The following is a 24,874-nucleotide window of genomic DNA, read 5'->3' as shown; positions in this document are numbered from 1 at the left end:
AGACCTTCATCCGCATTCCGGGCCCAGGCAGTACTCAGGTGATCGCACATGAATGATTTACAGCTCGACGACTTCAAGACCGATGAAAACGCCGCCATGGTGTTGCTGGTGGACGATCAGGCGATGATCGGCGAGGCAGTGCGACGCGGCTTGTCGCACGAAGAAAACATCGACTTCCACTTTTGTGCCGACCCGCACCAGGCCATTGCCCAGGCGATGCGCATCAAGCCGACCGTCATCCTGCAGGACCTGGTGATGCCCGGCCTCGATGGCCTGAGCCTGGTGCGTGAATACCGCAATCACCCGGCGACCAAGGACATTCCGATCATCGTCCTGTCGACCAAGGAAGACCCGTTGATCAAGAGCGCGGCGTTTGCCGCCGGTGCCAATGATTATCTGGTCAAGCTGCCGGACAACATCGAGCTGGTGGCGCGCATTCGTTACCACTCGCGGTCCTACATGACCCTGCTGCAACGGGACGCGGCTTATCGGGCCTTGCGCGTGAGCCAGCAGCAGTTGCTCGACACCAATCTGGTGCTGCAACGCCTGATGAACTCCGATGGCCTGACGGGGCTTTCCAACCGCCGGCATTTCGATGAGTACCTGGAGCTGGAATGGAGAAAGTCGGTGCGTGACCAGACTCAGTTGTCGTTGCTGATGATCGACGTCGACTACTTCAAGTCCTACAACGACAACTTCGGCCACCTCGAAGGTGACGAAGCCCTGCGCAAGGTCGCCCTGGCGATCCGCGATGCAAGCTCCCGGCCGTCCGACCTGCCGGCCCGCTACGGTGGCGAGGAATTTGCCCTGGTGCTGCCCAACACCTCACCCGGCGGCGCCCGGCTGGTCGCGGAAAAACTGCGCCAGACCGTTGCGGCCCTGAAAATTCCGCACATCGCACCGGCCGAAGGCTCCAGCCTGACCATCAGCATCGGCTTGTCGACGATCACGCCGGAGCACGGCAGCGACTGCCGGCAGCTGATTCTGGCGGCGGACAAGGGGCTGTACCAGGCCAAGCACAATGGGCGCAATCAGGTGGGTATCTCGTAATGTGGGACCAAGCCCGCTACCACGGGGACAAGCAGGGCAAATCATTCACCCCTAAAGCCGCCAGGCGGGCTGCCGTGACAGCCTGATTACGGTATACTCGCCGGCTTTCAAAAGTTCGCCAACGAGTGCTGCCCGCCATGGAAATCAACCCGATCCTTAACAGCATCAAGGACCTGTCCGAGCGCTCCGAAACTATTCGGGGGTATCTTTGACTACGATCAAAAGCATGAGCGTCTGACCGAAGTCAATCGCGAGCTTGAAGATCCGAGTGTCTGGAACAACCCTGCCTACGCCCAGGAACTGGGGCGCGAGCGCTCCCTGCTGGCGCAGATCGTAGAAACCCTCGATGAGATGCACTCGGGCCTGGCTGATGCCAAGGACCTGCTGTTGATGTCCGCCGAGGAGGAAGACCAGGCCGCCGTCGATGACGTTGCCGCCGAAGTCGAACGCCTGCGCGAGTCCCTGGAAAAACTCGAATTCCGCCGCATGTTCAGCGGTGAGATGGATGCCAACAACGCCTACCTGGACATCCAGGCCGGCTCGGGTGGTACCGAGGCCCAGGACTGGGCCAACATCCTGCTGCGCATGTACCTGCGTTGGGCTGACAAACGCGGTTTCGACGCGACCATCATGGAGCTGTCCGCCGGTGAAGTCGCCGGGATCAAGGGCGCAACCGTGCATATCAAGGGCGAATACGCCTTTGGCTGGCTGCGTACCGAAATCGGCGTGCATCGCCTGGTGCGCAAGAGTCCTTTCGACTCCGGCAACCGTCGCCACACCTCGTTCTCGGCCGTTTTCGTTTCGCCGGAAATCGATGACAACATCGAAATCGACATCAACCCGTCGGACCTGCGCATCGATACCTACCGCTCCTCCGGTGCCGGTGGTCAGCACGTAAACACCACCGACTCGGCCGTACGTATTACCCACGTACCGTCCAACACCGTGGTCAGCTGCCAGAACGAACGTTCCCAGCATGCGAACAAAGACACCGCGATGAAAATGCTGCGGGCGCGCTTGTACGAGCAGGAAGTGCAGAAACGCAACGCTGCCTCGCAAGCCCTGGAAGACACCAAGTCGGACATCGGCTGGGGTCACCAGATTCGCTCCTACGTTCTGGATGCGTCGCGAATCAAGGATTTGCGCACTAACATCGAACGCAGCGACTGCGACAAGGTGCTCGACGGCGACATCGACGAATACCTGGTAGCGAGCCTGAAACAAGGCCTGTAACACGTGCAATACGGGATCGCCTGAAAAAACGCGGCTCCTCTGGGAGCGGCGGTGCGGCGATCCGACTTGCCCGCGATCCCCAGCCGCAGGCTGTGGACCATGAACCTGATGGAATACTTAAAGACATGAGCGACCTAGAACTCGACCCGCAAGCCCTGCAACAGGAAGAAAACTCCCTGATCGCCCTGCGCAAGGAAAAGCTGGCCGCCGAGCGCGCCAAGGGCAATGCCTTCCCGAATGACTTCCGCCGCGACAACTACTGCGAAGACTTGCAGAAACAGTACGCGGACAAGACCAAGGAAGAGCTCGCAGAGGCTGCAATCCCGGTCAAGGTTGCCGGTCGCATCATGCTCAACCGTGGCTCGTTCATGGTGATCCAGGACATGTCCGGGCGCATCCAGGTCTACGTCAACCGCAAAACCTTGTCTGAAGACACCCTGGCCGCAGTCAAGACCTGGGACCTGGGCGACATCATTGCCGCCGAAGGCACCCTGGCGCGTTCCGGCAAGGGCGACCTGTACGTCGAAATGACCAACGTGCGCCTGCTGACCAAATCCCTGCGCCCGCTGCCGGATAAGCACCACGGCCTGACCGACACCGAGTCGCGCTACCGTCAGCGCTACGTTGACCTGATCGTCAACGAAGACGTGCGCCAGACGTTCCGCATTCGCTCGCAAGTCATCGCCCACATCCGCAGCTTCCTGATGAAGCGCGACTTCCTCGAAGTCGAAACGCCGATGCTGCAGACCATCCCGGGCGGCGCGGCGGCCAAACCGTTCGAAACCCACCACAACGCCCTCGACATGGACATGTACCTGCGCATCGCGCCGGAACTGTACCTCAAGCGTCTGGTGGTTGGCGGTTTCGAGAAGGTCTTCGAGATCAACCGCAACTTCCGTAACGAAGGCGTCTCGACCCGTCACAACCCTGAATTCACCATGTTGGAGTTCTACCAGGCGTACGCCGACTACGAAGACAACATGGACCTGACCGAAGAACTGTTCCGCGAACTGGCACAGCTGGTCCTGGGCAGTACCGACGTGCCTTATGGCGACAAGGTGTTCCACTTCGGCGAGCCGTTCGCGCGCCTGTCCGTGTTCGACTCGATCCTCAAGTACAACCCTGAGCTGACTGCTGACGACCTGAACGACATCGACAAGGCCCGTGCCATCGCCAAGAAAGCCGGCGCCAAGGTGTTGGGCTTCGAAGGCCTGGGCAAGCTGCAGGTGATGATTTTCGAAGAGCTGGTCGAGCACAAGCTGGAGCAGCCACACTTCATTACCCAATACCCGTTCGAAGTGTCGCCGCTGGCCCGTCGCAACGACGACAACCCGAACGTCACTGACCGTTTCGAGCTGTTCATCGGCGGCCGTGAAATCGCCAACGCCTACTCCGAGTTGAACGACGCGGAAGACCAGGCCGAGCGTTTCATGGCGCAGGTGGCCGACAAGGACGCCGGCGACGACGAAGCCATGCACTACGACGCCGATTTCGTTCGTGCGCTGGAGTACGGCATGCCGCCAACGGCGGGTGAAGGTATCGGCATCGACCGCCTGGTGATGCTGCTGACCAACTCCCCGTCCATCCGCGACGTGATCCTGTTCCCGCACATGCGGCCGCAAGCGTAAGTGTTTTAATCAAAAAGCCGCCTACCAGGGCGGCTTTTTATTGCCTGTCTGGTACAAACGTATCAATTTATTGCTTTCATCTGAGAGGAAAGACCTGTCGTGAATCGTGCAATGGCTCAAGAAGGTGCAGCGGGTGTCGCCACTGCGGTCGCTGAAAGTGTTCAGTACCAGGGCCGCAAGGCCAGCCGACAGGGCAGCGAACAGCGTCGACAGGACATTCTCGATGCAGCGATGCGCATTGTGGTGCGTGATGGCGTGCGGGCCGTGCGTCATCGCGCAGTGGCGGCTGAAGCGGCCGTGCCATTGTCGGCGACGACCTACTATTTCAAGGACATCGATGACCTGCTCACCGATACCTTCGCCCAGTACGTGGAGCGCAGCGCTGCCTTCATGGGCAAGTTGTGGGTGACAATGAGGGGCTGCTGCGCGAGATGGTGGTCAGTGGCGACGGCAGCCCGGAGTCGCGCTCGCAACTGGCCGACGATATTGCGCGCCTGATGGCCGACTATGTGCATCGCCAACTGGTCAATCGTCGCGAGCACCTGATGGCCGAGCAGGCGTTCCGCCAGGAGGCACTGCTGAACCCGCGGCTGGCGGAACTGGTGCGCTCGCATCAGCAGATTCTGCTGCAGGGCAGCTGTCAGCTGTTTCAGGTATTGGGGTCCCGCGAGCCACAACAGGACGCCAAGGTGTTGACGGCGATTATCGGACGGATGGAATATCAGGGTCTGCTGAACGATGCCGAGCCTGACTCAGAGGCTGAAATGCTCGGTATCCTCAACCGTTACATGCACCTGGTGTTGGCATCGGTGTAACGTGATCCCCCGGGGCTCGGTGGTGTGATTTCATAGGGAGTATTGAATGAAAACCTGGCGTGTCGTTGTGATCGCCTTGTCGTTTCTGTTGCTCAGTGGCTGCCTGGTGTCCTTCAAGGAGCCTTTGCCCCAGAGTGATCCCGCGCCCAAGGGGCTGTTGGGCAAATGGACCAGCACCAATGCATGGGGCGAACCCATGAACCTGGAGCTGACGCGCATCGGCAACAATCGTTACCAGGCGGTCAGCTACTTCAAGGCCAGGCCCAAGGCGCGCGAGGCCTATCCGTTTACCGTGTCGCGCCATGGTGATCGCTGGTACCTGTCGGCGAAGGTGCCGGCACAATTTGGCGGCCACTTCCTCATCGCCGGCTTTGAACTCAACGAGGAGCGCGAACTGGTGGTCTACAACCTCGACCTGGATCAGATAAACCAGGCCATGGGGCAGAAAACCCTCAACGGCCAGGGCTTCCAGACGGATGATGGCGATGGCGTACTGATCAACAACAGCATGCCCGAGGTGTTTGCCTACCTCGACAACCCGGCCAACTCCGACGTGTTTGTCGAAGCCGTGCGCTACCAGCGCTTGGCCAACGCTAAATAAACCCAGCACTAACGGTTTTACTACAGGAGTTTCGGGTGGACGATTACCAGCAGACGATACGCATTTTGTCCGATCGAATTGTGCTGGCGCAGACACCGATTCGTGTCCTCGACGCGGTGAAGTGGGACGAGGGCATCCGCAAGGGTTTCCTCAAGGCCAAGGGCAAGGAGATGCCGGCGGTAGACCGTGATTACTACCTCAATCGGCCGCTGTCTTTCGACTCCAGCAAAGTGAAACTGGAATTCCAGAACATCGAACGCGACATCACCCGGCAACTGGGCCAGTTCAACCCGGTCGGCCAGATCATGCGGCGCATGTGCAAGGAATACCGCATGGTGGTGCGCATGCTGGAAGCCCGCGGTACCGAGGACTTCGGGTTGATTTCCCAGGAGCTCTATGGCGCTGCCTCCGATGCGTTTCACGCCGGCGACCCGACCCTGTCCGACCTTGGCTTGATGCTGTCGGACTACCTCAACAACATCGACGGTCGTGGCGATCTCAAGGACGAGCCGAAAATCCTTACCGCCAAGGACGCCGTAAACCTGCTGCAAACCCGCCTTAGCAAAGTGTTCGGCGAGGCCGAGGAAACCATCAGGGTGTTCGAGTCCGATGGCATTGTCGCGGACGCGGCGGCCGGCGCGGATTACATCAAGATCCGCACCGACGCGATGTTCAACGAGCGCGACGTGCGCGCGCTGGAAGTCCATGAAGGGCTGGTGCATGTCGGCACCACCCTCAATGGCCTGAACCAGCCGATCTGCACCTTCCTCTCCAAGGGCCCGCCGTCATCGACCGTGACCCAGGAAGGCCTGGCGATTCTCATGGAGATCATCACCTTCGCCTCCTACCCGAGTCGCCTGCGCAAACTGACCAACCGCACTCGTGCCATCCACATGGTGGAGGAGGGTGCCGACTTCCTGCAGGTATTCGAGTTTTTCCGCGAGCAAGGCTTCGAAATGGCCGAAAGCTACGGCAACGCCAGCCGGGTCTTCCGCGGCTCGGTGCCGACCGGCCTGCCATTCACCAAAGACTTGTCCTATCTCAAGGGCTTTATCATGGTTTACAACTACATTCAGTTGGCCGTGCGTAAAGGCAAGCTTGAGCAGGTGCCCTTGCTGTTCTGCGGCAAGACCACCCTGGAAGACATGCGGACGTTGCGTCAGCTGGTGGATGAAGGGCTGGTGGTGCCGCCCAAATATCTGCCGGAGCAGTTCCGTGACATGAACGCGTTGTCTGCCTGGATGTGCTTCTCCAACTTCCTCAATCACTTGAGCCTGGACCGGATTGAAGCGGATTATTCCAATATTCTTTAAGTACAACACCAACCCTGTGGGAGCGGGCTTGCCCGCGATAGCAGTCTAACGTTCACATCTAAGTTGTATGACACACCGCTATCGCGGGCAAGCCTGCTCCCACAGGTTATTCATTTTCCACGAAGTCGTATTTCAACCCGTATTTGCGAGGTTTCAACGGATGAGAATCCTCGGGATCCTTTGCCTTCTCCTGAGCCTGGGCGGTTGCAGTTCGCTGCTGTTTTATCCCGAACTGGGCCAATTGTTCACGCCGGAAAAAGCCAAGCTCGATTACCGTGAAGTCACCCTGGTCACTGCCGATGGCCTCAAGCTGAATGCCTGGTGGCTTCCGGCGAAGCAAGGCGTCGAGGTCAAGGGCACGGTGCTCCATCTGCACGGCAATGGCGGCAATTTGCCCATGCACCTCGGAGGCAGCTGGTGGTTACCGCAAGAGGGGTACCAGGTATTGCTGCTGGACTATCGCGGCTATGGCCTGTCCGAGGGCGAACCGAGCCTGCCGGCGATCTACCAGGACATCGACGCCGCCTTCAAATGGCTTGACCAGGCGCCTGAGGTCCAGGGTAAGCCGTTGATCCTTTTAGGGCAGAGCCTCGGTGGTTCAATGGCGGTGCATTACCTGGTCCAACACCCGGAGCGGCAGAAGCAGCTCAAGGCGTTTGTGCTCGACGGTGTGCCGGCCAGCTACCGCAGCGTAGGGCGCTTTGCCCTGAGCAGTTCCTGGCTGACCTGGCCCTTGCAGGTGCCGTTGTCCTGGCTGGTGCCGGACGGCGACAGCGCGATCAACTCCATGGCGCAGCTCGATGGCGTGCCCAAATTGATTTACCACAGCATCGACGATCCGATCGTGCCTCTTTCCAATGGCATCCGTCTGTATCAAGCTGCGCCGCCGCCGCGGGTGCTGCAACTGACCCGGGGTGGGCATGTGCAGACCTTTGCCGACCCGGTCTGGCGCAAGGTCATGCTGCGCTACCTTGACGATCCGCAACATTTCGACGGCCTGCGCCGCTTGGGCGAAATCCCGAATTACCCGGCGCCCCCGAATTCTGAAGATGAACCACCAGAGAGTCCGTAATGAGTGAAGAACGTAACGCCATCCCGCTGATCATCACCGGTATCTGCAGCATCCTCGGCACTGTGGGTGCCCTGTGGTGGTACGGCTACCTGCACTTCGCCAAACCCGAGGATGCACTGCTGCTGAGCGAGTTCACCATGCTCAAGACCGTGCCCGGCGAAGACTACAAGATTTCCCTGCAGCCGGCCGCGCAAGTGGCCCAGTGCATCGATGGCGTGCTGGTGATGTTCGACACCGAGCAGAAAGGCCTGACCGGTGTGCTGGTGGATAACAAGAAGAAGGCAGTGCGTTGTGTGGGCGGGGAAACTCCGCAAAAGCTCGAACCCTGACGCCCTCGCCAGCTGCAACAACCCCGTAGGAGCTGCCGCAGGCTGCGATCTTTTGATCTTTTGATCTTCAACAAAAAGCCCCGCCTGATCAGATCAGGCGGGGCTTTTGTGTCACTGCGTGAAGCTTAGTTCGCGCTGACGGCCGAGCGCGGCATGACCGGCTGGTTGTCATTGGAAATGGTCACTTCAACACGACGGTTCATGGCACGGCCCGAAGCGTTGCTGTTTTCGGCAACCGGGTATTCCTTGCCATAACCCTGAGCAACGATGCGCGCTGGATCAACGCCCATTTTCACCAGGGCAGTGCGCACGGAAGCCGCACGGCGCTCGGACAGCGACTGGTTATGCGACGCGGTACCGGTGCTGTCGGTGTAGCCTTCGACGATCACTTTACGGTCCGGGTTTTCCTGGAGGAACTGAGCCAGTTTGTTGATGTTGACCAGGCCGCTGGATTTCAGGTCGGCACGGTCGGTGGCGAACAGCACGTCACCGAAGGTCACCAGCGTACCGCGATCGGTCTGCTTGGCGTTCAGGCTGTCCTGCAGCTGTTTGATCTGCGCGTCACGGGCATCCAGACGAGCCTGGGCACGTTGGGCCGAAGCGTTTTTCAGGTTGGCTTCCGCGGTGCGCAGGGCAATCGTCTGCTTCGCCACTTCGACGCGCTGGTTGGTCAGGTAAGCCAGCTGATCGACTTTCGACTGGTCTTCCTTGTTCAGGTAAGCCTTGTCTGCCTTGTCCAGGTAGTCGCTGGCTTCCTTGGTTTCCAGCGCCGCTACTTTACTGGCCTGCGGGTTGGTTTGCAGGCCGGTGTAGTTGGTGCGGGCGTTTTCCAGGTTCGCGTTAGGCGGAGTGGAGCAGGCTGCCAGTGCAACGCTTGCGGCCAGGAGAGCGGGGATCATCAATTGTTTACGCATAATAAGTCGTCCTTTCTATCGATTAGAGCTTCAGGTCTGGGTCTGGATGCGCGCTTACTGCACGGTGCGCTGGCTTTCCTGACGCAGTTCCTGAACACCTTTCTGAGAGTCCTTGACTGCCTGTTCGGCCTTCATTGCCTGCGCTTTGCGTTCCGCTACACGGGCGTCCCACTCGGCTTGTTCAGCCAGAACCTTGGCTTCGTCGTACTTCTTGTCATGCATGGCCAGCTCGGCCTGCTTGAGCTTGTCCTGGGCCGATTTCATTTCCACGGCTGCGAATTCGGTACCGCCGGCGCTAACGGCGCTATTGACGGCCGATTCAGTCACGGCGAACTGCTCGGTCGGCGGATTGCCTGCGCAACCGGCCAGAACGAAGCTGGTGCCGATAGCCAGTGCAGCCATCTTCAGACCGCGCAGGTGAGTAGACGAGGATTGGGCGATGCTGGTCTTCATGGTCTTCAACTCCATTGGAAATGCTCCTGAAAAACTTGAAAAATCCATCCTGGGCATGGAGCCGTACCGTCGATGTTAGGAGGCGTTTTGAAACGGCCGTCCCAGGCGTGGTTACTGGGTACGACCCGAGCGCTTTTTCAAAAGTTCAGAAGAGATGGCCAATCGCCGGAAAAAATATCTGACCGATTGGTCATGGTTTTGGAGGTGGAACTTTGTGGGGGGGCGCAGGGTATTCGCGGGCTAATGTGGGAGCGAGCAAACCCGCTCCCACAGGGATCACCTGCACTCTCGGGAGCGATGATCAGTGTTTGGACTCGTCGCCACCGCTCGCCAGATCATGCAAATACCTGCGCGACAGCGCCAGGAAACGTGGGGTCGGGCCGACGTCTTCGTACAATGGATCGCCTTCTTCGTCGGTTGCCACGACGGTCGAGCCTTTCACATACGGGAAGCTTTTCTCAAGCTCCTCCAGCGCGGCGCCGATCAGTTCCCCGAGCAGTTCTTCGGGCTGGCGCTTGGGGTACATTTCGGTGATGGCTGCCAGTCTGGCAGCCGCTTCCATGTCCAGGTGGATCTTGTAACCGGTGTCGGTCAGGCGACCTTTGGCATTTTCTTCCCAATGCTGGGCGAGCTCGCGAATTTTCATGACAACCTCATTGCGCGCCTGCTCGTGGCAGGCCGGAGAGTATCCGCCGGTGAGGGGCGGCAAGCCGTTGTACGGCTTACTCTTCAGACTAGCTTCAACCCCAAAGGTTTACAGTCCCTTCGTCGTCTGCTTGTCAGAAACAGTCTGGAGCGGCACTCTTGAGGTTCCTGGCCGCCCGGATTTTTTGCTGGAGAACTGCTGATGACCGATATTGATGCACGCTTGCGCGAGGATGTTCACCTGCTGGGTGAGCTGTTGGGCAACACCATTCGCGAGCAGTATGGCGACGGCTTCCTCGACAAGATCGAGCAGATTCGCAAGGGGGCCAAGGCCGACCGGCGCGGTTCGATGGACGCCGAGCTGAGCGCCAGCCTCAACCAGTTGAGCGAAGATGAATTGCTCCCGGTTGCGCGGGCGTTCAACCAGTTTCTCAACCTGGCCAATATCGCCGAGCAGTACCAACTGATCCACCGACGCGAGGAATCCCAACCGGCACCTTTTGAGGCCCGGGTATTGCCGGAGTTGCTCGCTCGCTTACGGGCCGAAGGTCATGGCGCCGAAGCGCTGGCGCGGCAGTTGGGGCGGCTGGAGATCGAGCTGGTGCTGACCGCGCACCCGACGGAGGTGGCACGCCGTACCCTGATCCAGAAATACGACGCCATCGCCGAGCAGTTGGCGGCTCAGGATCATCGCGACCTGACCGGCGCCGAGCGCGAGCAGATCCAGGTCAAATTGCAACGCCTGATCGCCGAAGCCTGGCACACCGAGGAAATCCGCCGCACCCGCCCGACCCCGGTGGACGAAGCGAAATGGGGTTTTGCGGTCATCGAGCACTCGCTGTGGCAAGCCATTCCCAATTATCTGCGCAAGGCCGACAAGGCCCTGCACGACGCCACCGGCCTGCACCTTGCGCTGGAAGCTGCGCCGATTCGCTTTGCTTCCTGGATGGGCGGCGATCGCGACGGCAACCCGAATGTCACGGCGGCGGTCACCCGCGAAGTGCTGCTGCTGGCGCGCTGGATGGCGGCGGATCTGTACGTTCGTGACATCGATCAACTGGCAGCGGAGCTGTCGATGCAGCAGGCCAGCGACGCGCTCAAGGCGAAGGCCGGCGACAGTGCCGAACCTTACCGCGCGGTGCTCAAGCAACTGCGTGAACGTCTGCGGGCAACGCGTAACTGGGCGCATGCATCCCTGACAGCCAGCACGCCGGCAACGGCTGATGTGCTGCAGGACAATCGCGACCTGCTGGGTCCGCTGCAGCTGTGTTATCAGTCGCTGCACGAGTGCGGCATGGGCGTGATTGCCGATGGACCGCTCCTCGATTGTCTACGCCGAGCGGTGACGTTCGGGCTGTTCCTGGTACGCCTGGATGTACGCCAGGACTCCTCGCGGCATTCGTCGGCCATGACCGAAATCACCGATTACCTGGGCCTGGGGCGCTACGAGGACTGGACTGAAGAAGAGCGCATCGACTTCCTGATGCGCGAGCTGGGCAACCGCCGGCCATTGCTGCCGGCGTACTTCAAGCCATCGGCCGACACCGCCGAAGTACTGGCCACGTGCCGGGAAATCGCCGCCGCGCCGGGCGCTTCGCTGGGCTCGTATGTGATCTCCATGGCCGGCGCCGCCTCGGACGTGCTGGCCGTGCAGCTGCTGCTCAAGGAGGCCGGGGTATTGCGGCCGATGCGTGTAGTGCCGCTGTTCGAGACGCTCGCCGACCTGGATAACGCCGGCCCGGTGATCGAAAAACTGTTGCTCCTGCCAGGCTATCGTTCACGCCTGCACGGCCCGCAGGAAGTCATGATCGGCTACTCCGACTCGGCCAAGGATGCCGGCACCACGGCGGCCGCCTGGGCGCAGTATCGCGCGCAGGAACGCCTGGTCGATATTTGCCGCGAGCAGCAGGTGGAACTGCTGTTGTTCCACGGCCGCGGTGGCACCGTTGGACGTGGCGGCGGTCCTGCTCACGCAGCAATTCTGTCGCAGCCGCCGGGCTCGGTGGCGGGGCGGTTCCGCACCACCGAGCAGGGGGAAATGATCCGCTTCAAATTCGGCCTGCCGGATATCGCCGAACAGAACCTCAACCTCTACCTGGCGGCCGTGCTGGAGGCAACGTTGTTGCCACCGCCACCGCCGGAGCCTGCCTGGCGCGATCTGATGGACGAACTGGCCGCTGATGGCGTGAAAGCCTATCGCGCAGTGGTGCGGGAAAATCCGCAGTTCGTCGAGTATTTCCGCCAGTCCACCCCGGAGCAGGAGCTCGGTCGCCTGCCGTTGGGCAGTCGCCCGGCCAAGCGACGTGCGGGTGGTATTGAAAGCCTGCGGGCGATTCCGTGGATCTTCGGCTGGACCCAGACCCGTCTGATGTTGCCAGCCTGGCTCGGCTGGGAAGCGGCACTGAGCAAGGCGCTGGAGCGCGGCGAAGGTGAGTTGCTGGGGCAGATGCGCGAGCAGTGGCCGTTCTTCCGCACGCGCATCGATATGCTGGAGATGGTCCTGGCCAAGGCCGATGCGGACATCGCCCGGTCTTACGACGAGCGTCTGGTGGAGCCGGATCTGCTGCCATTAGGTGCGCATTTACGCGACCTATTGTCGCAGGCCTGCGCGGTGGTCCTGGGGCTGACCGGTCAGTCCCAACTGCTGGCGCATAGCCCGGCCACCCTCGAATTCATTCGCTTGCGCAACACCTACCTCGACCCGCTTCATCTATTACAGGCGGAGTTGCTGGCGCGCTCCCGACAGCAGGAAGTCACTCAAGGCAGCCCGGTAGAACAGGCGCTGCTGGTGTCTGTGGCGGGGATTGCCGCTGGTTTGCGTAACACCGGCTAACATTTTGCGGTGGCGTCCGGCACCTGCAGCGGGTGGCGGATGCCTGCCGCCCAGTCGAGCGAAAGTGCGGTCAGGCGACAGTTAGTGATGGGGTTGCGACTTGGAGTACCCCGTCGCAAAGTCACGCAAGGCGCGGGTTTCTCCGACTTTCGGCGGCTTGTGTGGGCAGGAACTGCTGTGTATCTTGAGCAGCCTTTGGCCGTTTGGGCGGTCACGACCCTATTTTTGAGATTGGCCCCATGAGGCGAATCTGACGTTATCCATATAAAAAATTGAGGAGCACATCGATGCGCGTCATTCTGCTGGGAGCTCCCGGGGCCGGTAAAGGTACTCAGGCGAAGTTCATCACCGAGAAATTCGGCATTCCGCAAATCTCCACTGGCGACATGCTGCGTGCAGCGGTCAAGGCTGGCACCGAGCTGGGCCTGATCGCCAAGAGCGTCATGGACAGCGGCGGTCTGGTCTCCGACGACCTGATCATCAACCTGGTCAAGGAACGCATCAGCCAGGCTGACTGCACCAACGGATTCCTGTTCGACGGTTTCCCGCGCACCATTCCTCAGGCTGAAGCGCTGGTCAAAGCCGGCGTGGAGCTGGATCACGTGGTCGAGATCGCCGTTGACGACGAAGAAATCGTTCAGCGCATCGCCGGTCGCCGTGTTCACGAGGCCAGCGGCCGCGTCTACCACACCGTCTACAATCCGCCGAAAGTTGCCGGTAAAGACGACATCACCGGTGAAGACCTGGTGCAGCGCAAGGACGACACTGAAGAAACCGTTCGTCATCGCCTGTCGGTCTACCATTCCCAGACCAAACCACTGGTGGCTTTCTACCAGAAGCTGTCGGCTGAAACCGATGGCAAGCCGAAGTACAGCCACATTGCTGGCGTCGGCTCGGTCGAAGCGATCACCGGCAAGGTGCTTGAAGCCCTGAGCTGATCTGCGTTTGATTTTCTACGGCCCGCTTGCGGGCCGTAGTTGTTTATACTGGCGCACTTTTTCTGACTCTCTTACGGAAACATCGATGAGCACCTTGCTGGCCCTGGACACCGCGACTGAAGCCTGCTCTGTTGCCTTGCTGCATGACGGCAAGGTCACGAGCCATTACGAGGTGATCCCGCGCCTGCACGCGCAAAAGCTGTTGCCGATGATTCAGCAGTTGCTGGCAGACGCCGGGACCACGCTGCAGGCGGTCGACGCCATCGCATTTGGCCGGGGGCCGGGAGCATTTACCGGCGTGCGGATTGCCATCGGCGTGGTCCAGGGCCTGGCCTTTGCCCTGGATCGCCCGGTACTGCCGGTATCCAACCTGGCAGTGCTGGCGCAGCGGGCCTTGCGCGAGCATGGCGTGAGCCAGGTGGCTGCGGCTATCGACGCGCGCATGGATGAAGTGTATTGGGGTTGCTACCGCGAGACGGCGGGGGAGATGCGCCTGGTCGGTGCCGAAGCGGTGCTGGCGCCGGAAGCGGCAGCGTTGCCTGCCGATGCCAGCGGCGAGTGGTTCGGTGCGGGTACCGGTTGGGGCTATACCGAGCGCATAGCCGTCAATCCGAGCGGGCAGGATGCGGGCATGTTGCCCCACGCTGAAGACCTGCTGACGCTGGCCAGATTTGCCTGGGCGCGCGGTGAAGCCATCGTGGCGGATGAGGCGCAGCCTGTTTATTTGCGCGATAAAGTGGCGACGCCTAAAGCAAGATAAGCTTGAATCGCGGTGGTTTCTCCGCGAGCAAGCCCGCTCCCACAGATTGCGAGTTGTCACTGAACTTGTGTGCGACATGGCTCCTGTGGGAGCGGGCTTGCCCGCGAAGACGGCCTCACAGACACAGCCAATCGTCAGTTCCCAGCTTCCATTTTTAAACCTTTTTCCTTTTTTGTGTTCTAGTTATCACTCGGCAGTTTGCGAAGAGCGCTACGCGCCATTAAACTGCCATCATCGATACCGGGCATGACTTTATGCGTATAGACGGCTTTTCCTCTCAGTCCTACCCCATCAAGCGCCAACAGCGTAAGAGCACTGTGGTGCAGGACGAGCCGGTCGATATCGACGGTGAGCTGGAATATCCATCCGAAGAGCAAGTGGCCGCCCGCGCCGCCAAAGCTTGCGCGCAACGACTGGGTAATCTTCCGGCGCGTCAGCAGGACATGATCTACCATCGCGCCATGAGCAAGAGCGTCGCAATGGCCCTGGCCAGCTACCTCAGCACTGCCGGTTTCGTCGATTGGGATGCAGACGTGCTGGGCCTCGACCTGTACATCTGATGCGGCTGCCGTATTACCTCGGTTGCCCGTCCTGGAGTGAAAACGCCTGGCGCGATTACTTCTATCCGCAAGATGCCCGTCCTGCCGAGTTCCTGTCGCTTTATTCCCAGGTGTTCAATGCGGTTGAAGGCAATACAACCTTCTACGCGAGTCCGGCTGCCAGTACTGTGCAGCGCTGGGCCGACACCATGCCCGAACACTTTCGCTTTACTGCCAAATTCCCCGGCGACATCAGCCACAACGGCGACCTGCGTGAACAGCTGACTGCGGCCGAGACTTTCCTGCAACTGCTCAGCCCCTTGGGTGAACGAGTCTCGCCACTGTGGCTGCAACTGCCGAAAAGCTTCACACCGCAACGCCTGCCCGAACTGGCCGGTTTCATTGATGCGTTGGAGCGGCCACTGGCGGTAGAGGTGCGCCATCGGGAGTTCTTCGCCAAGGGCGACAGCGAACGCATTCTCAATCGATTGTTGCGCGATCGTGGCATCGAACGTATCTGCCTCGATCCACGGGCACTGTTCAGTTGCACCTCCACCGATCCTGCCGTGCTCGACGCCCAGGCTAAGAAGCCCAACGTGGCGACTCGCCCGGCGGCGTTCACACAGAGCCCACAGGTGCGCTTCATTGGTCATCCACAGCTGGAAGCGAATGATCCGTTCCTGGTGCCCTGGGTGGAAAAAATTGCGCAGTGGATCGAGGAGGGCCGTACGCCTTATATCTTCCTGCACACCGCCGACAACCTGCTGGCGGCGAAACTCGCGCAACGTTTCCACACTCAACTGATGCTGCGTTTACCTGGCCTGCCGGCGCTGCCTGAGCTATACAGAGAGCCCGCCGCCGAACAACTTGGTTTGCTCTGAGGCGTGAGTCGTCTTTTCCAGGAGCCTGCCAATGGATGCGCAAACCCTTCGAGCCCAGGCGTTCAAAGCGCTGCATGAACGCGACGAGGCGTTCGTGATTCCCAATCCGTGGGACGCCGGTTCGGCGAAAATGCTCGCCAGCCTGGGGTTCCAGGCCCTGGCCACCACCAGCGCCGGTTATGCCTTTTCCAACGCTCGCCCGGACGGCGGACTGAGCCTGGATGACACCCTGGCCAATGTCCGGGCGATCGTCGCGGCCTCGGACCTGCCAGTGGCGGTCGATCTGGAGAACGGCTTTGCCGATGATCCCGCCGCTTGTGCGCAGAGTATTCTGCGTGCGGCAGAGGCCGGGGCTGTTGGCGGCTCGATTGAAGACGCGACGGGCCGCGATGACGCGCCGATCTATTGTTTCGAACATGCCGTGGCGCGGATCGAAGCGGCAGTATCAGCCGCTCGCAGCTTGCCCTTTGACTTCACGCTGACGGCCCGGGCGGAAAACTTCCTGCACGGCAATCCGGACCTGGCGGACACGATCCACCGTCTGCAGGCGTTTTCAGAAGCGGGTGCTGACGTGCTGTATGCGCCTGGGTTACGCAGTGCCGAGGAGGTCTTGGCGGTGGTTCGTGCAGTCGCGCCCAAGCCGGTCAATGTGCTGATGTCCGGTGGCCTCAAGTTGACGGTCGCACAATTGAACGACATGGGGGTCAGGCGCATCAGCGTCGGTTCGGCGCTGGCTCTGGCGGCCTATGGCGAGTTTTTCCGTGCGGCGCGGGAGATCAAGGAGGCCGGCACGTTTGGCTTCACCGCAAGGTCCATGCCGTACGCCCAGGCCAATCAATTGTTCAAGGGCTGACGATGCGGTTGCGCTGGTGGCTGTTGTTCCTGCTGTTGATCATCGGCTCAACCGCTGCGGGCGTGTGGCGTGGCTGGATCGCAGTACCGCCGCAATGGAACCCCTGGGCGCCGCTGGACGTTGCCGCTGCGCCCAATGTCCTCACGCGCTACAAACTCATGCGCTTGCGCGCCGATGCCCAGCTGTGTGACCAGGCCCTGGCCACTTCCGGCTTGCGCGTGAACCGCCAGGCCGATAGCCCCGACGCGACCTGCCCGCTGCTTAATACCTTGCGCATACAGGGCGGCGAGGTCGCGTTGAGCAGCAGTTTCCTCGCCAGTTGCCCATTGGCCGTGACCTTCGCACTGTTCGAGCGCCATGCCCTACAGCCGGCGGCTCAGGCGATCTATGGGCAGGCGGTGGCGCGGGTCGATCATCTGGGCAGCTTCGCCTGTCGCAACGTCTACGGGCGCGAGAATGCCAGGCGCAGCCAGCATGCGTCCGCCGATGCGCTGGACATCGCCGGTTTTCGCCTGGCAGATGGGCGAACGATCAGTGTGCTCAAGGACTGGCCACGAGATAATCGCGACGCGCAGTTTTTACGCCAGGTTCGCGATGGCGGCTGTGGGCTGTTCAGTGTGGTCTTGAGTCCGGATTACAACGCCGCCCATCACAATCACTTTCATGTGGATGTCGGGCCGTGGTCGGTGTGCCGCTGACGGTCAGGCGGCGATGCGCAGGTTGTGCAGGATGATCGGGCGAGCCCAGCCGATGTCGAAGTCGAAGTTTTTCTGCTGATCCACCAGCTCTTCGGGCGAGAAAGGCGGGAAGGGCTTGTCCAGCAGATCAAGTTCGAATTCGGCGATGGGCAGGTGCAGCGGGCGCGGTTGTGGCGCCGGGCCAGCGTCTGGCAATGGCTGGCCAGCATTGAGCACGATCGGCCGAACCCAGGCACTTTCGAAGTCCTGCTGTTTCTGCTGGGCGACGATTTCTTCTTCCGGGAACGGCGGGAAGGGCTTGTCGACCAGGTCCAGCTCGAACTCTGCGATTGGCAGGAACAGTGGTTCGGGCGGGCGTACTACATGGTCCTGCACGTTACATTCGCGCTGGGAAACGATGTGTGCCAGCAGGTCGCTGCCCACGGTAGGTTCGACCGGGCTGTCGATGTCGACCGCGGGGAAATCCAGCGAAGCGGGGAGCACATCTTCCTTCGACTGATCAGCGAGGGCCCGGGCAAAAAAATCCTGCCACAGGTGGCTGACGCCGCTCAGTGCTTGGGAGTTTCGCAGGCTGTAATCGCCGTAGGGCGAGATAAAGCCTGTGATGATGGGTTGAATGTCTGACATTTTTCTCGGTCGACGCTCAGCTCTGGCAAAATGCTCGATAGTTTTGTTATCGGCCGTTTTTGCCGATCATTAATTTTTTGAGTGTGTTTTCCATGATTGAGCAACCGTCGGCCTGCCGCATCCATGTCGAAGCCCTGGGCGCGACCTTCCAGCCAGAGGCCGAACAATGGGCCGAGCGCCTGGGTTTGCCGTTGCAGGTGGCCGATGCCGAGTTCGCGCTGCAGGTAGGCGAGCAGGGTTTGCAGCTGCAACAGCTGGGGGCGGATGCGCCGGGGCCGGTGCGGGTGGATTTTGTCGAAGGCGGTGCGGCCCACAGGCGCCTGTTTGGCGGTGGCACCGGGCAGATGATCGCCAAGGCGGTGGGTATCGGCCAAGGCGTGCGGCCGCGGGTGCTGGATGCCACGGCGGGGCTGGGCAAGGATGCGTTTGTCCTGGCGAGTCTTGGTTGCGAGATGAGCCTGATCGAACGCCAGCCTTTGATTGGCGCCTTGCTCGAAGATGGCCTGCTGCGTGCGGCGGAGGATTTCGACGTGGCGCCGATCGTGGCGCGCATGCGTTTGCTCAAGGGCAACTCGATCGAGGTGATGCGCAACTGGGAGGGGGAGCCACCGCAGGTGATCTACCTGGACCCGATGTTCCCGCATCGTGAGAAAACCGCGCTGGTGAAGAAGGAGATGCGCCTGTTCCGGCCGCTGGTGGGCGACGACCCGGATGCGCCGGCCTTGCTTGCAGCGGCGTTAGCCCTTGCCAGCCATCGCGTGGTGGTCAAGCGCCCGCGCAAGGCACCGTGCATTGAGGGGCCCAAGCCCAGCCATGCGCTGGACGGGAAATCGAGTCGGTATGATATCTATCCGAAGAAGGCGCTCAAGTCCTGAGACCGGGTTGCGCCTTTCGCGGGCAAGCCCGCTCCCACCGGGATTCGTGTTAAATCACAGACTTCCTGTGGGAGCGGGCTTGCCCGCGATGGGGCTGGTCCTTGCTGCAAATAACTCAGACTGAATCCGGCCGATAAGCCCGCATAAACAACCCCACCACCTCCCGCACATGGCTTTCCGCGGCCTCCCCGGCCAGCGGCGCGCCGCAGCCATACAGCAGGCGAAAATTCCCTGCACCCTTGAGCAGGCAAAAGAAATGCTCGGCCGCGTTGCGCGGTTTATCGATGCTCAGCGCGCCGCTTTGGTCGATCCTTACCAGCAACCGTTCCATGCCATGCAGCATGCGCTCGGGGCCGGCTTCGAAGAAGATCAGCGAGAGCTTCGGATCCTGGCTGCCCAGGGTCATCATCAGGCGGTGCAGGTTCACCGATTCATCGCTGTTGATCAGTTGGTGAAAACCACGGGCAATGTTCAGCAGCACGGTCTCCACTGCGATGCCGTCGGGCAACTCGAAAAACAGCGGCGGCAGTTGCTCTTCACATTTGGCCACGACGGCTGCGGAAAACAGCGTTTCCTTGTCGTTGAAGTGGCTGTACACCGTGAGCTTTGACACGCCGGCCTCGGTCGCCACTGCGTCCATGCTGGTGTTCGCGTAGCCGTTGCTCAGGAACAGGCTTTTCGCCGCGTCGAGGATCGCCTGGCGCTTGGCCAGATCCTTGGGACGGCCAGGGCCGTTGGGGGCTGAAAGATTGTTGGGCATTCTTCGCTTTAATACTGGACTGGTGAGTTTGCTATTAATAACATACTGGCCAGTATAATTATTCCAAGCACCATTAGCGAAAGGTCCTTCACCATGTTCCGCTATGCCTTGCCCCTCGCGTTGCCAGTCGGTCTGGCTTTTTTATTGTCCGCGTGCGGTCACGACGAGGCGCCTCAGGTCACGGTGCGACCGGCCATGATGGTGCAGCCAGAGCCTTCGGCGCAGGCCATGGAAAGTTTCCCCGGTGAAGTGCGGGCGCGTTTCGAGCCGGACCTGGCTTTCCGGATTGGCGGCAAGGTGATTCGACGACTGGTCGAGGAGGGGCAGCGGGTCAAGGCTGATCAGCCGCTGGCGGAGCTTGATCCCCAGGACGTACGCCTGCAACTGGAGGCCACCCGTGCCCAGGTCGCGGCGGCCGAAGCCAATCTCAATCTGGTGCGTGCCGAGCGTGATCGCTACAAGACCTTGATGGACCGTCAGATGGTCAGCCGTTCGGCGTACGACAATTCCGAAAATCTTTACCGATCCGGTGAAGCGCGCCTCAAGCAAATCAAAGCCGAATTCAACGTATCGACCAACCAGGCTAGCTATGCCGTCCTGCGGGCGCCCCAGGACGGTGTGGTGGCCAGGCGGGCGGTGGAAGTCGGACAGGTGGTAGCCGCCGGACAAACCGTGTTTACGCTGGCCACTGATGGTGAGCGGGAAGTGCTGATCAGCCTTCCGGAGCAGAGTTTTGGCCGGTTCAAGGTGGGCCAGCCGGTGTCCGTGGAGCTCTGGACCCAACCTGACCAGCGCTTTGCCGGGCGGATCCGCGAGCTCTCGCCGGCGGCCGATCCGAAGTCGCGCACGTTCGCTGCGCGTATTGCCTTCACCGCCGGTAAAGTACCGGCCGAACTTGGTCAGAGCGCCCGGGTGTTTATCCACGCCGCTGACGTCGTATCGCTGTCAGTGCCGCTCTCGGCAGTCACCGCAGAAAACGGCGCCACCTACGTCTGGGTACTCGGCGCTAACAATACCCTGAAAAAAGCCCCGGTGCGTGTCGGCGCCTTCGGCGAGAAGACCGTGCCGGTGCTGGAAGGCCTGAACGCCACTGATTGGGTAGTCGCCGCCGGTGTCCATGTGCTGCATGACGGGCAGCAGGTGCGCCCGGTGGACCGCTCCAACCGCGTGATCAATCTGGCGGACAAGGAGTAACCCCCGATGGGCTTCAATCTTTCCGAATGGGCGTTGCGTAACCGCCAGATCGTACTGTTCCTGATGCTGCTGCTGGCCGTGGTTGGAGCGCTTTCCTACACCAAGCTTGGCCAGAGCGAAGACCCGCCGTTCACTTTCAAGGCCATGGTAATCCGCACCAATTGGCCGGGCGCAACCGCCGAGGAAGTCTCGCGGCAGGTTACCGAACGCATCGAAAAGAAGCTGATGGAAACCGGGGAGTACGAACGCATCGTGTCGTTCTCTCGTCCAGGAGAATCCCAGGTGACGTTTATCGCCCGGGATTCCATGCACTCGGTGCAGATTCCCGAGCTGTGGTATCAGGTGCGCAAGAAGATCAGCGACATTCGTCACACCTTGCCCCCGGGCATCCAGGGGCCGTTTTTCAACGATGAATTCGGCACCACCTTCGGCAATATCTACGCCCTGACCGGCGATGGGTTCGATTACGCGGTGCTCAAGGACTACGCCGATCGCATCCAGATCCAGCTGCAACGGGTCAAGGATGTCGGCAAGGTCGAGCTGCTTGGGCTGCAGGACGAGAAGATCTGGATCGAGCTGTCCAACGTCAAGCTCGCCACCCTGGGTCTGCCCCTGGCCGCGGTCCAGCAAGCGCTGGAAGAGCAGAATGCGGTGTCCACGGCGGGGTTCTTCGAAACCGGTAGTGAACGTTTGCAGCTGCGGGTGTCGGGGAATTTTCAGACAGTCGATGAGATAAAGAACTTTCCGATCCGGGTGGGCGAACGTACGTTCCGTATTTCCGATGTGGCTGACGTTCGGCGTGGTTTCAACGATCCGCCGGCGCCGCGTATGCGCTTCATGGCGCAGGACGCCATCGGCCTGGCGGTTGCGATGAAGGACGGTGGCGACATCCTGGTGCTGGGCAAGGCGCTGGAAGTCGAATTCGACCGCATCCAGAAGAATCTTCCGGCCGGGATGCAGTTGCGCAAGGTCTCGGACCAGCCCGCTGCAGTAAAAACCGGCGTTGGCGAATTCATCCAGGTGCTGGTTGAGGCCCTGGCAATCGTATTGCTGGTGAGTTTCTTCTCCCTGGGCGTGCGCACCGGCATGGTCGTGGCGCTGGCGATTCCCCTGGTGCTGGCGATGACATTCGCCTGCATGTATTACCTGGGCATCGGCCTGCACAAAATCTCCCTTGGAGCCCTGGTGCTGGCGCTGGGCTTGCTGGTGGACGATGCGATCATCGCCGTGGAAATGATGGCGATCAAAATGGAGCAGGGCTTCGACCGGGTCAAGGCGGCCAGCTACGCCTGGACCAGCACCGCGTTCCCGATGCTCACCGGCACGCTGATCACCGCCGCCGGCTTTCTGCCGATTGCCACGGCGCAATCGGGCACCGGCGAGTACACCCGCTCGATCTTCCAGGTAGTGACCATCGCGCTGCTGGCGTCCTGGGTCGCCGCCGTGGTCTTCGTGCCGTATCTGGGGGAAAAACTCCTGCCTGATCTGGCGAAAATTCACGCAGCCAAACACGGCAGTGGTCAGCCTGATCCTTACGGCACTCCGTTCTATCAGCGCGTGCGGCGCCTGGTGGAGTGGTGCGTGCGGTGGCGCAAGACCGTGATCGTATTAACCGTGGTGTTGTTCATTGCCTCTATTGCGCTGTTCCGGTTTGTGCCGCAGCAATTTTTCCCGGCGTCCGGCCGCCTTGAACTGATGGTCGACCTGAAGCTGGCCGAGGGCGCGTCCCTGAGCAACACCGCCGAAGAGGTCAAACGTCTCGAAGTGCTGCTTAAGGGTCACGCCGGTATCGATAGTTACGTGGCTTACGTGGGCACCGGGTCACCGCGCTTTTACCTGCCGCTGGATCAGCAACTGCCAGCCGCCAGCTTTGCCCAGTTTGTGGTGCTGGCCAAGACCATCGAAGACCGCGAACCCCTGCGCACCTGGCTGATCGAGACCCTCAACGAGCAGTTTCCGGCATTGCGCTCGCGGGTAACGCGCCTGGAAAACGGCCCGCCTGTGGGATATCCGGTGCAGTTCCGGGTGACCGGTGAACACATCGAGGAGGTGCGTGCCCTGGCGCGCAAGGTCGCGGCGAAAGTGCGCGAGAACCCGCATGTGGTCAACGTGCACCTGGACTGGGAAGAGCCGAGCAAAGTGGTGTACCTCAACGTCGATCAGGACCGCGCCCGGGCGCTTGGGGTGAGCACCGCGAGCCTGGCAAAATTCCTCCAGAGTTCCCTGACCGGTTCCAGCGTCAGCCAGTACCGCGAAGACAACGAATTGATCGAGATCCTGCTGCGCGGCACCCTGCACGAGCGTACCGAGTTGTCGTTGCTGCCGAGCCTCGCCGTGCCGACCGACAACGGGCGCAGCGTGGCGCTGTCACAGATCGCGACGCTGGAATACGGCTTTGAAGAGGGCATCATCTGGCACCGTAATCGCCTGCCCAACGTCACCGTTCGGGCCGATATCTACGGCAAGGAACAACCGGCGACCCTGGTGGCGCAGATCATGCCGACCCTCGATCCGATTCGCGCCGAGCTGCCGGACGGCTACCTGCTGGATGTCGGCGGCACCGTCGAAGATTCGGCCCGTGGGCAGAACTCGGTGAAGGCTGGCGTACCCTTGTTTATCGTGGTGGTGCTGACCTTGCTGATGCTGCAACTGCGCAGCTTCTCGCGCACGGTGATGGTGTTCCTGACCGCGCCGCTGGGGCTCATCGGCGTGACGCTGTTCCTGTTGGTATTCCGCCAGCCGTTCGGCTTCGTCGCGATGCTCGGGACCATCGCTCTGTCGGGGATGATCATGCGCAACTCGGTGATCCTGGTGGACCAGATTGAGCAGGACATTGCCGCCGGGCTCACGCCTTGGCAAGCGATCATCGAAGCCACGGTCCGACGCTTCCGGCCAATCGTGCTGACGGCGCTGGCGGCAGTGCTGGCGATGATCCCGCTGTCACGCAGCGTGTTCTTCGGGCCGATGGCGGTTGCCATCATGGGCGGGCTGATTGTGGCCACAGCGTTGACGCTGTTGTTTCTGCCGGCTTTGTATGCGGCATGGTTCCGCATCAGGAAGGACCCGGCCTGATCCTCCCCTTTGGGAGCAAAGCTTGCTCGCGATCGATGCTACGCGATTGCACTCGCAGATCGCCTCAGGGCTATCGTCGCAACGCTACCCGCGGCAAGCTTTGATCTCACTGTTTACAGGCTGCCAAACACCTTCTTGGCCAAACTGGTCGCCGCAGCGGCCGGGTTGTTGCGGATGGTTTCTTCCTGTTTGCCGATCATCTCGAACAGGCCGTTCAGCGCTTGCTCGGTCACATAGCTTTCGATGTTGGCGTTCTTGGCATCCAGTACACCCAGGGTCGCCGCCTGACCGGCGAAGGCGTTGTATTGCTTGGCCAGGCCGACCTGGTCGGTGGCTTGCTTGACGATGGGCAGGAACTTGACGCGGATCTGTTCGCGACTGGTTTTGCTCAGGTACTGCGTGGCCGAGTCATTGCCGCCGCCCAGGATGCCCTTGGCATCGTCGACCGTCATCTTCTTCACCGCATCCACAAGAATCGGCTGAGCCTGGACCACGGCTGTTTCAGCGGCCTTGTTCATGCTGGTCTCCAGTTGATCGACCTGGGCCCCCATGCCGAACTGTTTCATCTTGCTGGCGACCTTGCCCAGTTTGCCCGGCAGCTCGATTTTCACTTCAGGGTTGTTACTGAAGCCGCCTGGAGCGCCCAGTTGTTTGACGGCGAGCTGTGCGCCTTGGGTCAGGGCGTCCTTGAGACCCCCGGTAGCGTCTTTTTGTGACAGGTCATTGAGCGACAGCGCCATGGCGTTGGCGCACATCAGCAAGCCTGCACAGAGGCCGGTGAAGCGGAGGAT

23 protein-coding genes and 1 pseudogene are annotated in these 24,874 nt (G+C 60.9%); 18 read left to right on the top strand and 6 right to left on the bottom strand.

Features of this window, described 5'->3' with window-relative positions; genetic code table 11:
• Window positions 1-48: 48 nt before the first annotated feature.
• From EQV97_RS07665 to EQV97_RS07630, 8 genes and pseudogenes are all read left to right on the top strand, one after another.
• Entirely contained in the window at window positions 49-1,050 is a 1,002-nt protein-coding gene (locus EQV97_RS07665) for a PleD family two-component system response regulator (protein WP_240888775.1), read from the top strand.
• A 137-nt stretch (window positions 1,051-1,187) separates the two neighbouring features.
• Window positions 1,188-2,283 (top strand): peptide chain release factor 2 gene (gene prfB / locus EQV97_RS07660; RefSeq protein WP_122837662.1). Its coding sequence is split into 2 segments (ribosomal slippage): window positions 1,188-1,259 and window positions 1,261-2,283, totalling 1,095 coding nucleotides; the frame shifts between segments, so codons are not numbered across the junction.
• 125 nt (window positions 2,284-2,408) lie between these two features.
• Window positions 2,409-3,911, top strand: coding sequence for a lysine--tRNA ligase (gene lysS / locus EQV97_RS07655; protein ID WP_045060768.1), 1,503 nt, complete (start codon window positions 2,409-2,411; stop codon window positions 3,909-3,911).
• Between the two features lie 99 nt (window positions 3,912-4,010).
• Window positions 4,011-4,726 (top strand): annotated as a pseudogene (locus EQV97_RS07650) (TetR family transcriptional regulator).
• 46 nt (window positions 4,727-4,772) lie between these two features.
• Window positions 4,773-5,327, top strand: a complete 555-nt coding sequence (locus tag EQV97_RS07645) for a hypothetical protein (RefSeq protein ID WP_122837664.1) — start codon at window positions 4,773-4,775, stop codon at window positions 5,325-5,327.
• 35 nt (window positions 5,328-5,362) lie between these two features.
• Window positions 5,363-6,640 (top strand): flavohemoglobin expression-modulating QEGLA motif protein, encoded by a 1,278-nt coding sequence (locus tag EQV97_RS07640; protein WP_045060765.1) that lies wholly within the window; start codon window positions 5,363-5,365, stop codon window positions 6,638-6,640.
• A 160-nt stretch (window positions 6,641-6,800) separates the two neighbouring features.
• A complete protein-coding gene (locus EQV97_RS07635) occupies window positions 6,801-7,712 on the top strand; it encodes an alpha/beta hydrolase (protein ID WP_240888774.1) in 912 nt (303 codons plus the stop codon).
• Complete coding sequence (locus EQV97_RS07630; RefSeq protein ID WP_045060763.1) at window positions 7,712-8,041, top strand: hypothetical protein; 330 nt, start codon at window positions 7,712-7,714, stop codon at window positions 8,039-8,041. Before EQV97_RS07635 ends, EQV97_RS07630 begins: the two co-directional genes overlap by 1 nt.
• Before the next feature lie 125 nt (window positions 8,042-8,166).
• On the opposite strand, the gene EQV97_RS07625 is transcribed toward EQV97_RS07630, so the two are convergent.
• From EQV97_RS07625 to EQV97_RS07615, 3 genes are all read right to left on the bottom strand, one after another.
• Window positions 8,167-8,955 carry an OmpA family protein gene (locus EQV97_RS07625; protein ID WP_240888773.1) on the bottom strand — a complete coding sequence of 263 codons (789 nt, stop codon included), beginning with the start codon at window positions 8,953-8,955 and terminating at the stop codon, window positions 8,167-8,169.
• A gap of 54 nt (window positions 8,956-9,009) precedes the next feature.
• Window positions 9,010-9,423, bottom strand: coding sequence for a DUF4398 domain-containing protein (locus EQV97_RS07620; RefSeq protein ID WP_122837667.1), 414 nt, complete (start codon window positions 9,421-9,423; stop codon window positions 9,010-9,012).
• Window positions 9,424-9,709: 286 nt separating this feature from the next.
• Window positions 9,710-10,054: a pilin assembly protein gene (locus EQV97_RS07615; protein WP_122837668.1), complete on the bottom strand. Its 345-nt coding sequence runs from the start codon at window positions 10,052-10,054 to the stop codon at window positions 9,710-9,712.
• A gap of 201 nt (window positions 10,055-10,255) precedes the next feature.
• Here EQV97_RS07615 and ppc point away from each other — a divergent pair, with 201 nt between their 5' ends.
• The 7 genes from ppc to EQV97_RS07580 all read left to right on the top strand — a co-directional run bounded on the left by ppc (window position 10,256) and on the right by EQV97_RS07580 (window position 17,555).
• Entirely contained in the window at window positions 10,256-12,886 is a 2,631-nt protein-coding gene (gene ppc, locus EQV97_RS07610; protein ID WP_122837669.1) for a phosphoenolpyruvate carboxylase, read from the top strand.
• A gap of 287 nt (window positions 12,887-13,173) precedes the next feature.
• The gene (gene adk, locus EQV97_RS07605; protein WP_045060103.1) at window positions 13,174-13,824 is read left to right on the top strand and encodes an adenylate kinase; all 651 of its coding nucleotides are present in this window, start codon (window positions 13,174-13,176) and stop codon (window positions 13,822-13,824) included.
• Between the two features lie 85 nt (window positions 13,825-13,909).
• Window positions 13,910-14,584 (top strand): tRNA (adenosine(37)-N6)-threonylcarbamoyltransferase complex dimerization subunit type 1 TsaB, encoded by a 675-nt coding sequence (gene tsaB / locus EQV97_RS07600; protein WP_240888772.1) that lies wholly within the window; start codon window positions 13,910-13,912, stop codon window positions 14,582-14,584.
• 254 nt (window positions 14,585-14,838) lie between these two features.
• Window positions 14,839-15,144 (top strand): hypothetical protein, encoded by a 306-nt coding sequence (locus tag EQV97_RS07595; protein WP_240888771.1) that lies wholly within the window; start codon window positions 14,839-14,841, stop codon window positions 15,142-15,144.
• Entirely contained in the window at window positions 15,144-16,004 is an 861-nt protein-coding gene (locus EQV97_RS07590; protein WP_240888770.1) for a DUF72 domain-containing protein, read from the top strand. The genes EQV97_RS07595 and EQV97_RS07590 overlap by 1 nt, the downstream gene beginning before the upstream one ends.
• 31 nt (window positions 16,005-16,035) lie before the next feature.
• Window positions 16,036-16,857, top strand: a complete 822-nt coding sequence (locus tag EQV97_RS07585) for an isocitrate lyase/phosphoenolpyruvate mutase family protein (RefSeq protein ID WP_240888769.1) — start codon at window positions 16,036-16,038, stop codon at window positions 16,855-16,857.
• Window positions 16,858-16,859: 2 nt separating this feature from the next.
• Window positions 16,860-17,555 (top strand): extensin family protein, encoded by a 696-nt coding sequence (locus EQV97_RS07580; protein WP_122837674.1) that lies wholly within the window; start codon window positions 16,860-16,862, stop codon window positions 17,553-17,555.
• Between the two features lie 3 nt (window positions 17,556-17,558).
• Here the strand turns inward: EQV97_RS07580 and EQV97_RS07575 are convergent, their stop codons facing one another.
• Window positions 17,559-18,182 (bottom strand): energy transducer TonB, encoded by a 624-nt coding sequence (locus EQV97_RS07575; protein ID WP_240888768.1) that lies wholly within the window; start codon window positions 18,180-18,182, stop codon window positions 17,559-17,561.
• Window positions 18,183-18,277: 95 nt separating this feature from the next.
• On the opposite strand from EQV97_RS07575, the gene EQV97_RS07570 reads away from it, so the two are divergent.
• Entirely contained in the window at window positions 18,278-19,057 is a 780-nt protein-coding gene (locus tag EQV97_RS07570) for a class I SAM-dependent methyltransferase (RefSeq protein WP_225570200.1), read from the top strand.
• Between the two features lie 115 nt (window positions 19,058-19,172).
• Here EQV97_RS07570 and EQV97_RS07565 read toward each other — a convergent pair whose 3' ends face one another.
• Window positions 19,173-19,817, bottom strand: a complete 645-nt coding sequence (locus EQV97_RS07565) for a TetR/AcrR family transcriptional regulator (RefSeq protein ID WP_122837677.1) — start codon at window positions 19,815-19,817, stop codon at window positions 19,173-19,175.
• Window positions 19,818-19,910: 93 nt separating this feature from the next.
• On the opposite strand from EQV97_RS07565, the gene EQV97_RS07560 reads away from it, so the two are divergent.
• Together EQV97_RS07560 and EQV97_RS07555 are read left to right on the top strand one after the other, a co-directional pair.
• Complete coding sequence (locus tag EQV97_RS07560; RefSeq protein ID WP_240888767.1) at window positions 19,911-21,011, top strand: efflux RND transporter periplasmic adaptor subunit; 1,101 nt, start codon at window positions 19,911-19,913, stop codon at window positions 21,009-21,011.
• A gap of 6 nt (window positions 21,012-21,017) precedes the next feature.
• Window positions 21,018-24,083: an efflux RND transporter permease subunit gene (locus EQV97_RS07555; RefSeq protein ID WP_240888766.1), complete on the top strand. Its 3,066-nt coding sequence runs from the start codon at window positions 21,018-21,020 to the stop codon at window positions 24,081-24,083.
• Between the two features lie 113 nt (window positions 24,084-24,196).
• Here the strand turns inward: EQV97_RS07555 and EQV97_RS07550 are convergent, their stop codons facing one another.
• A complete protein-coding gene (locus EQV97_RS07550) occupies window positions 24,197-24,874 on the bottom strand; it encodes a DUF4197 domain-containing protein (protein WP_163019376.1) in 678 nt (225 codons plus the stop codon).

Source organism: Pseudomonas sp. TMW22090 (assembly GCF_022496665.1).
Classification (GTDB): Bacteria; Pseudomonadota; Gammaproteobacteria; order Pseudomonadales; family Pseudomonadaceae; genus Aquipseudomonas; species Aquipseudomonas gregormendelii.
This window is presented reverse-complemented; position numbering and strand designations above follow the sequence as displayed.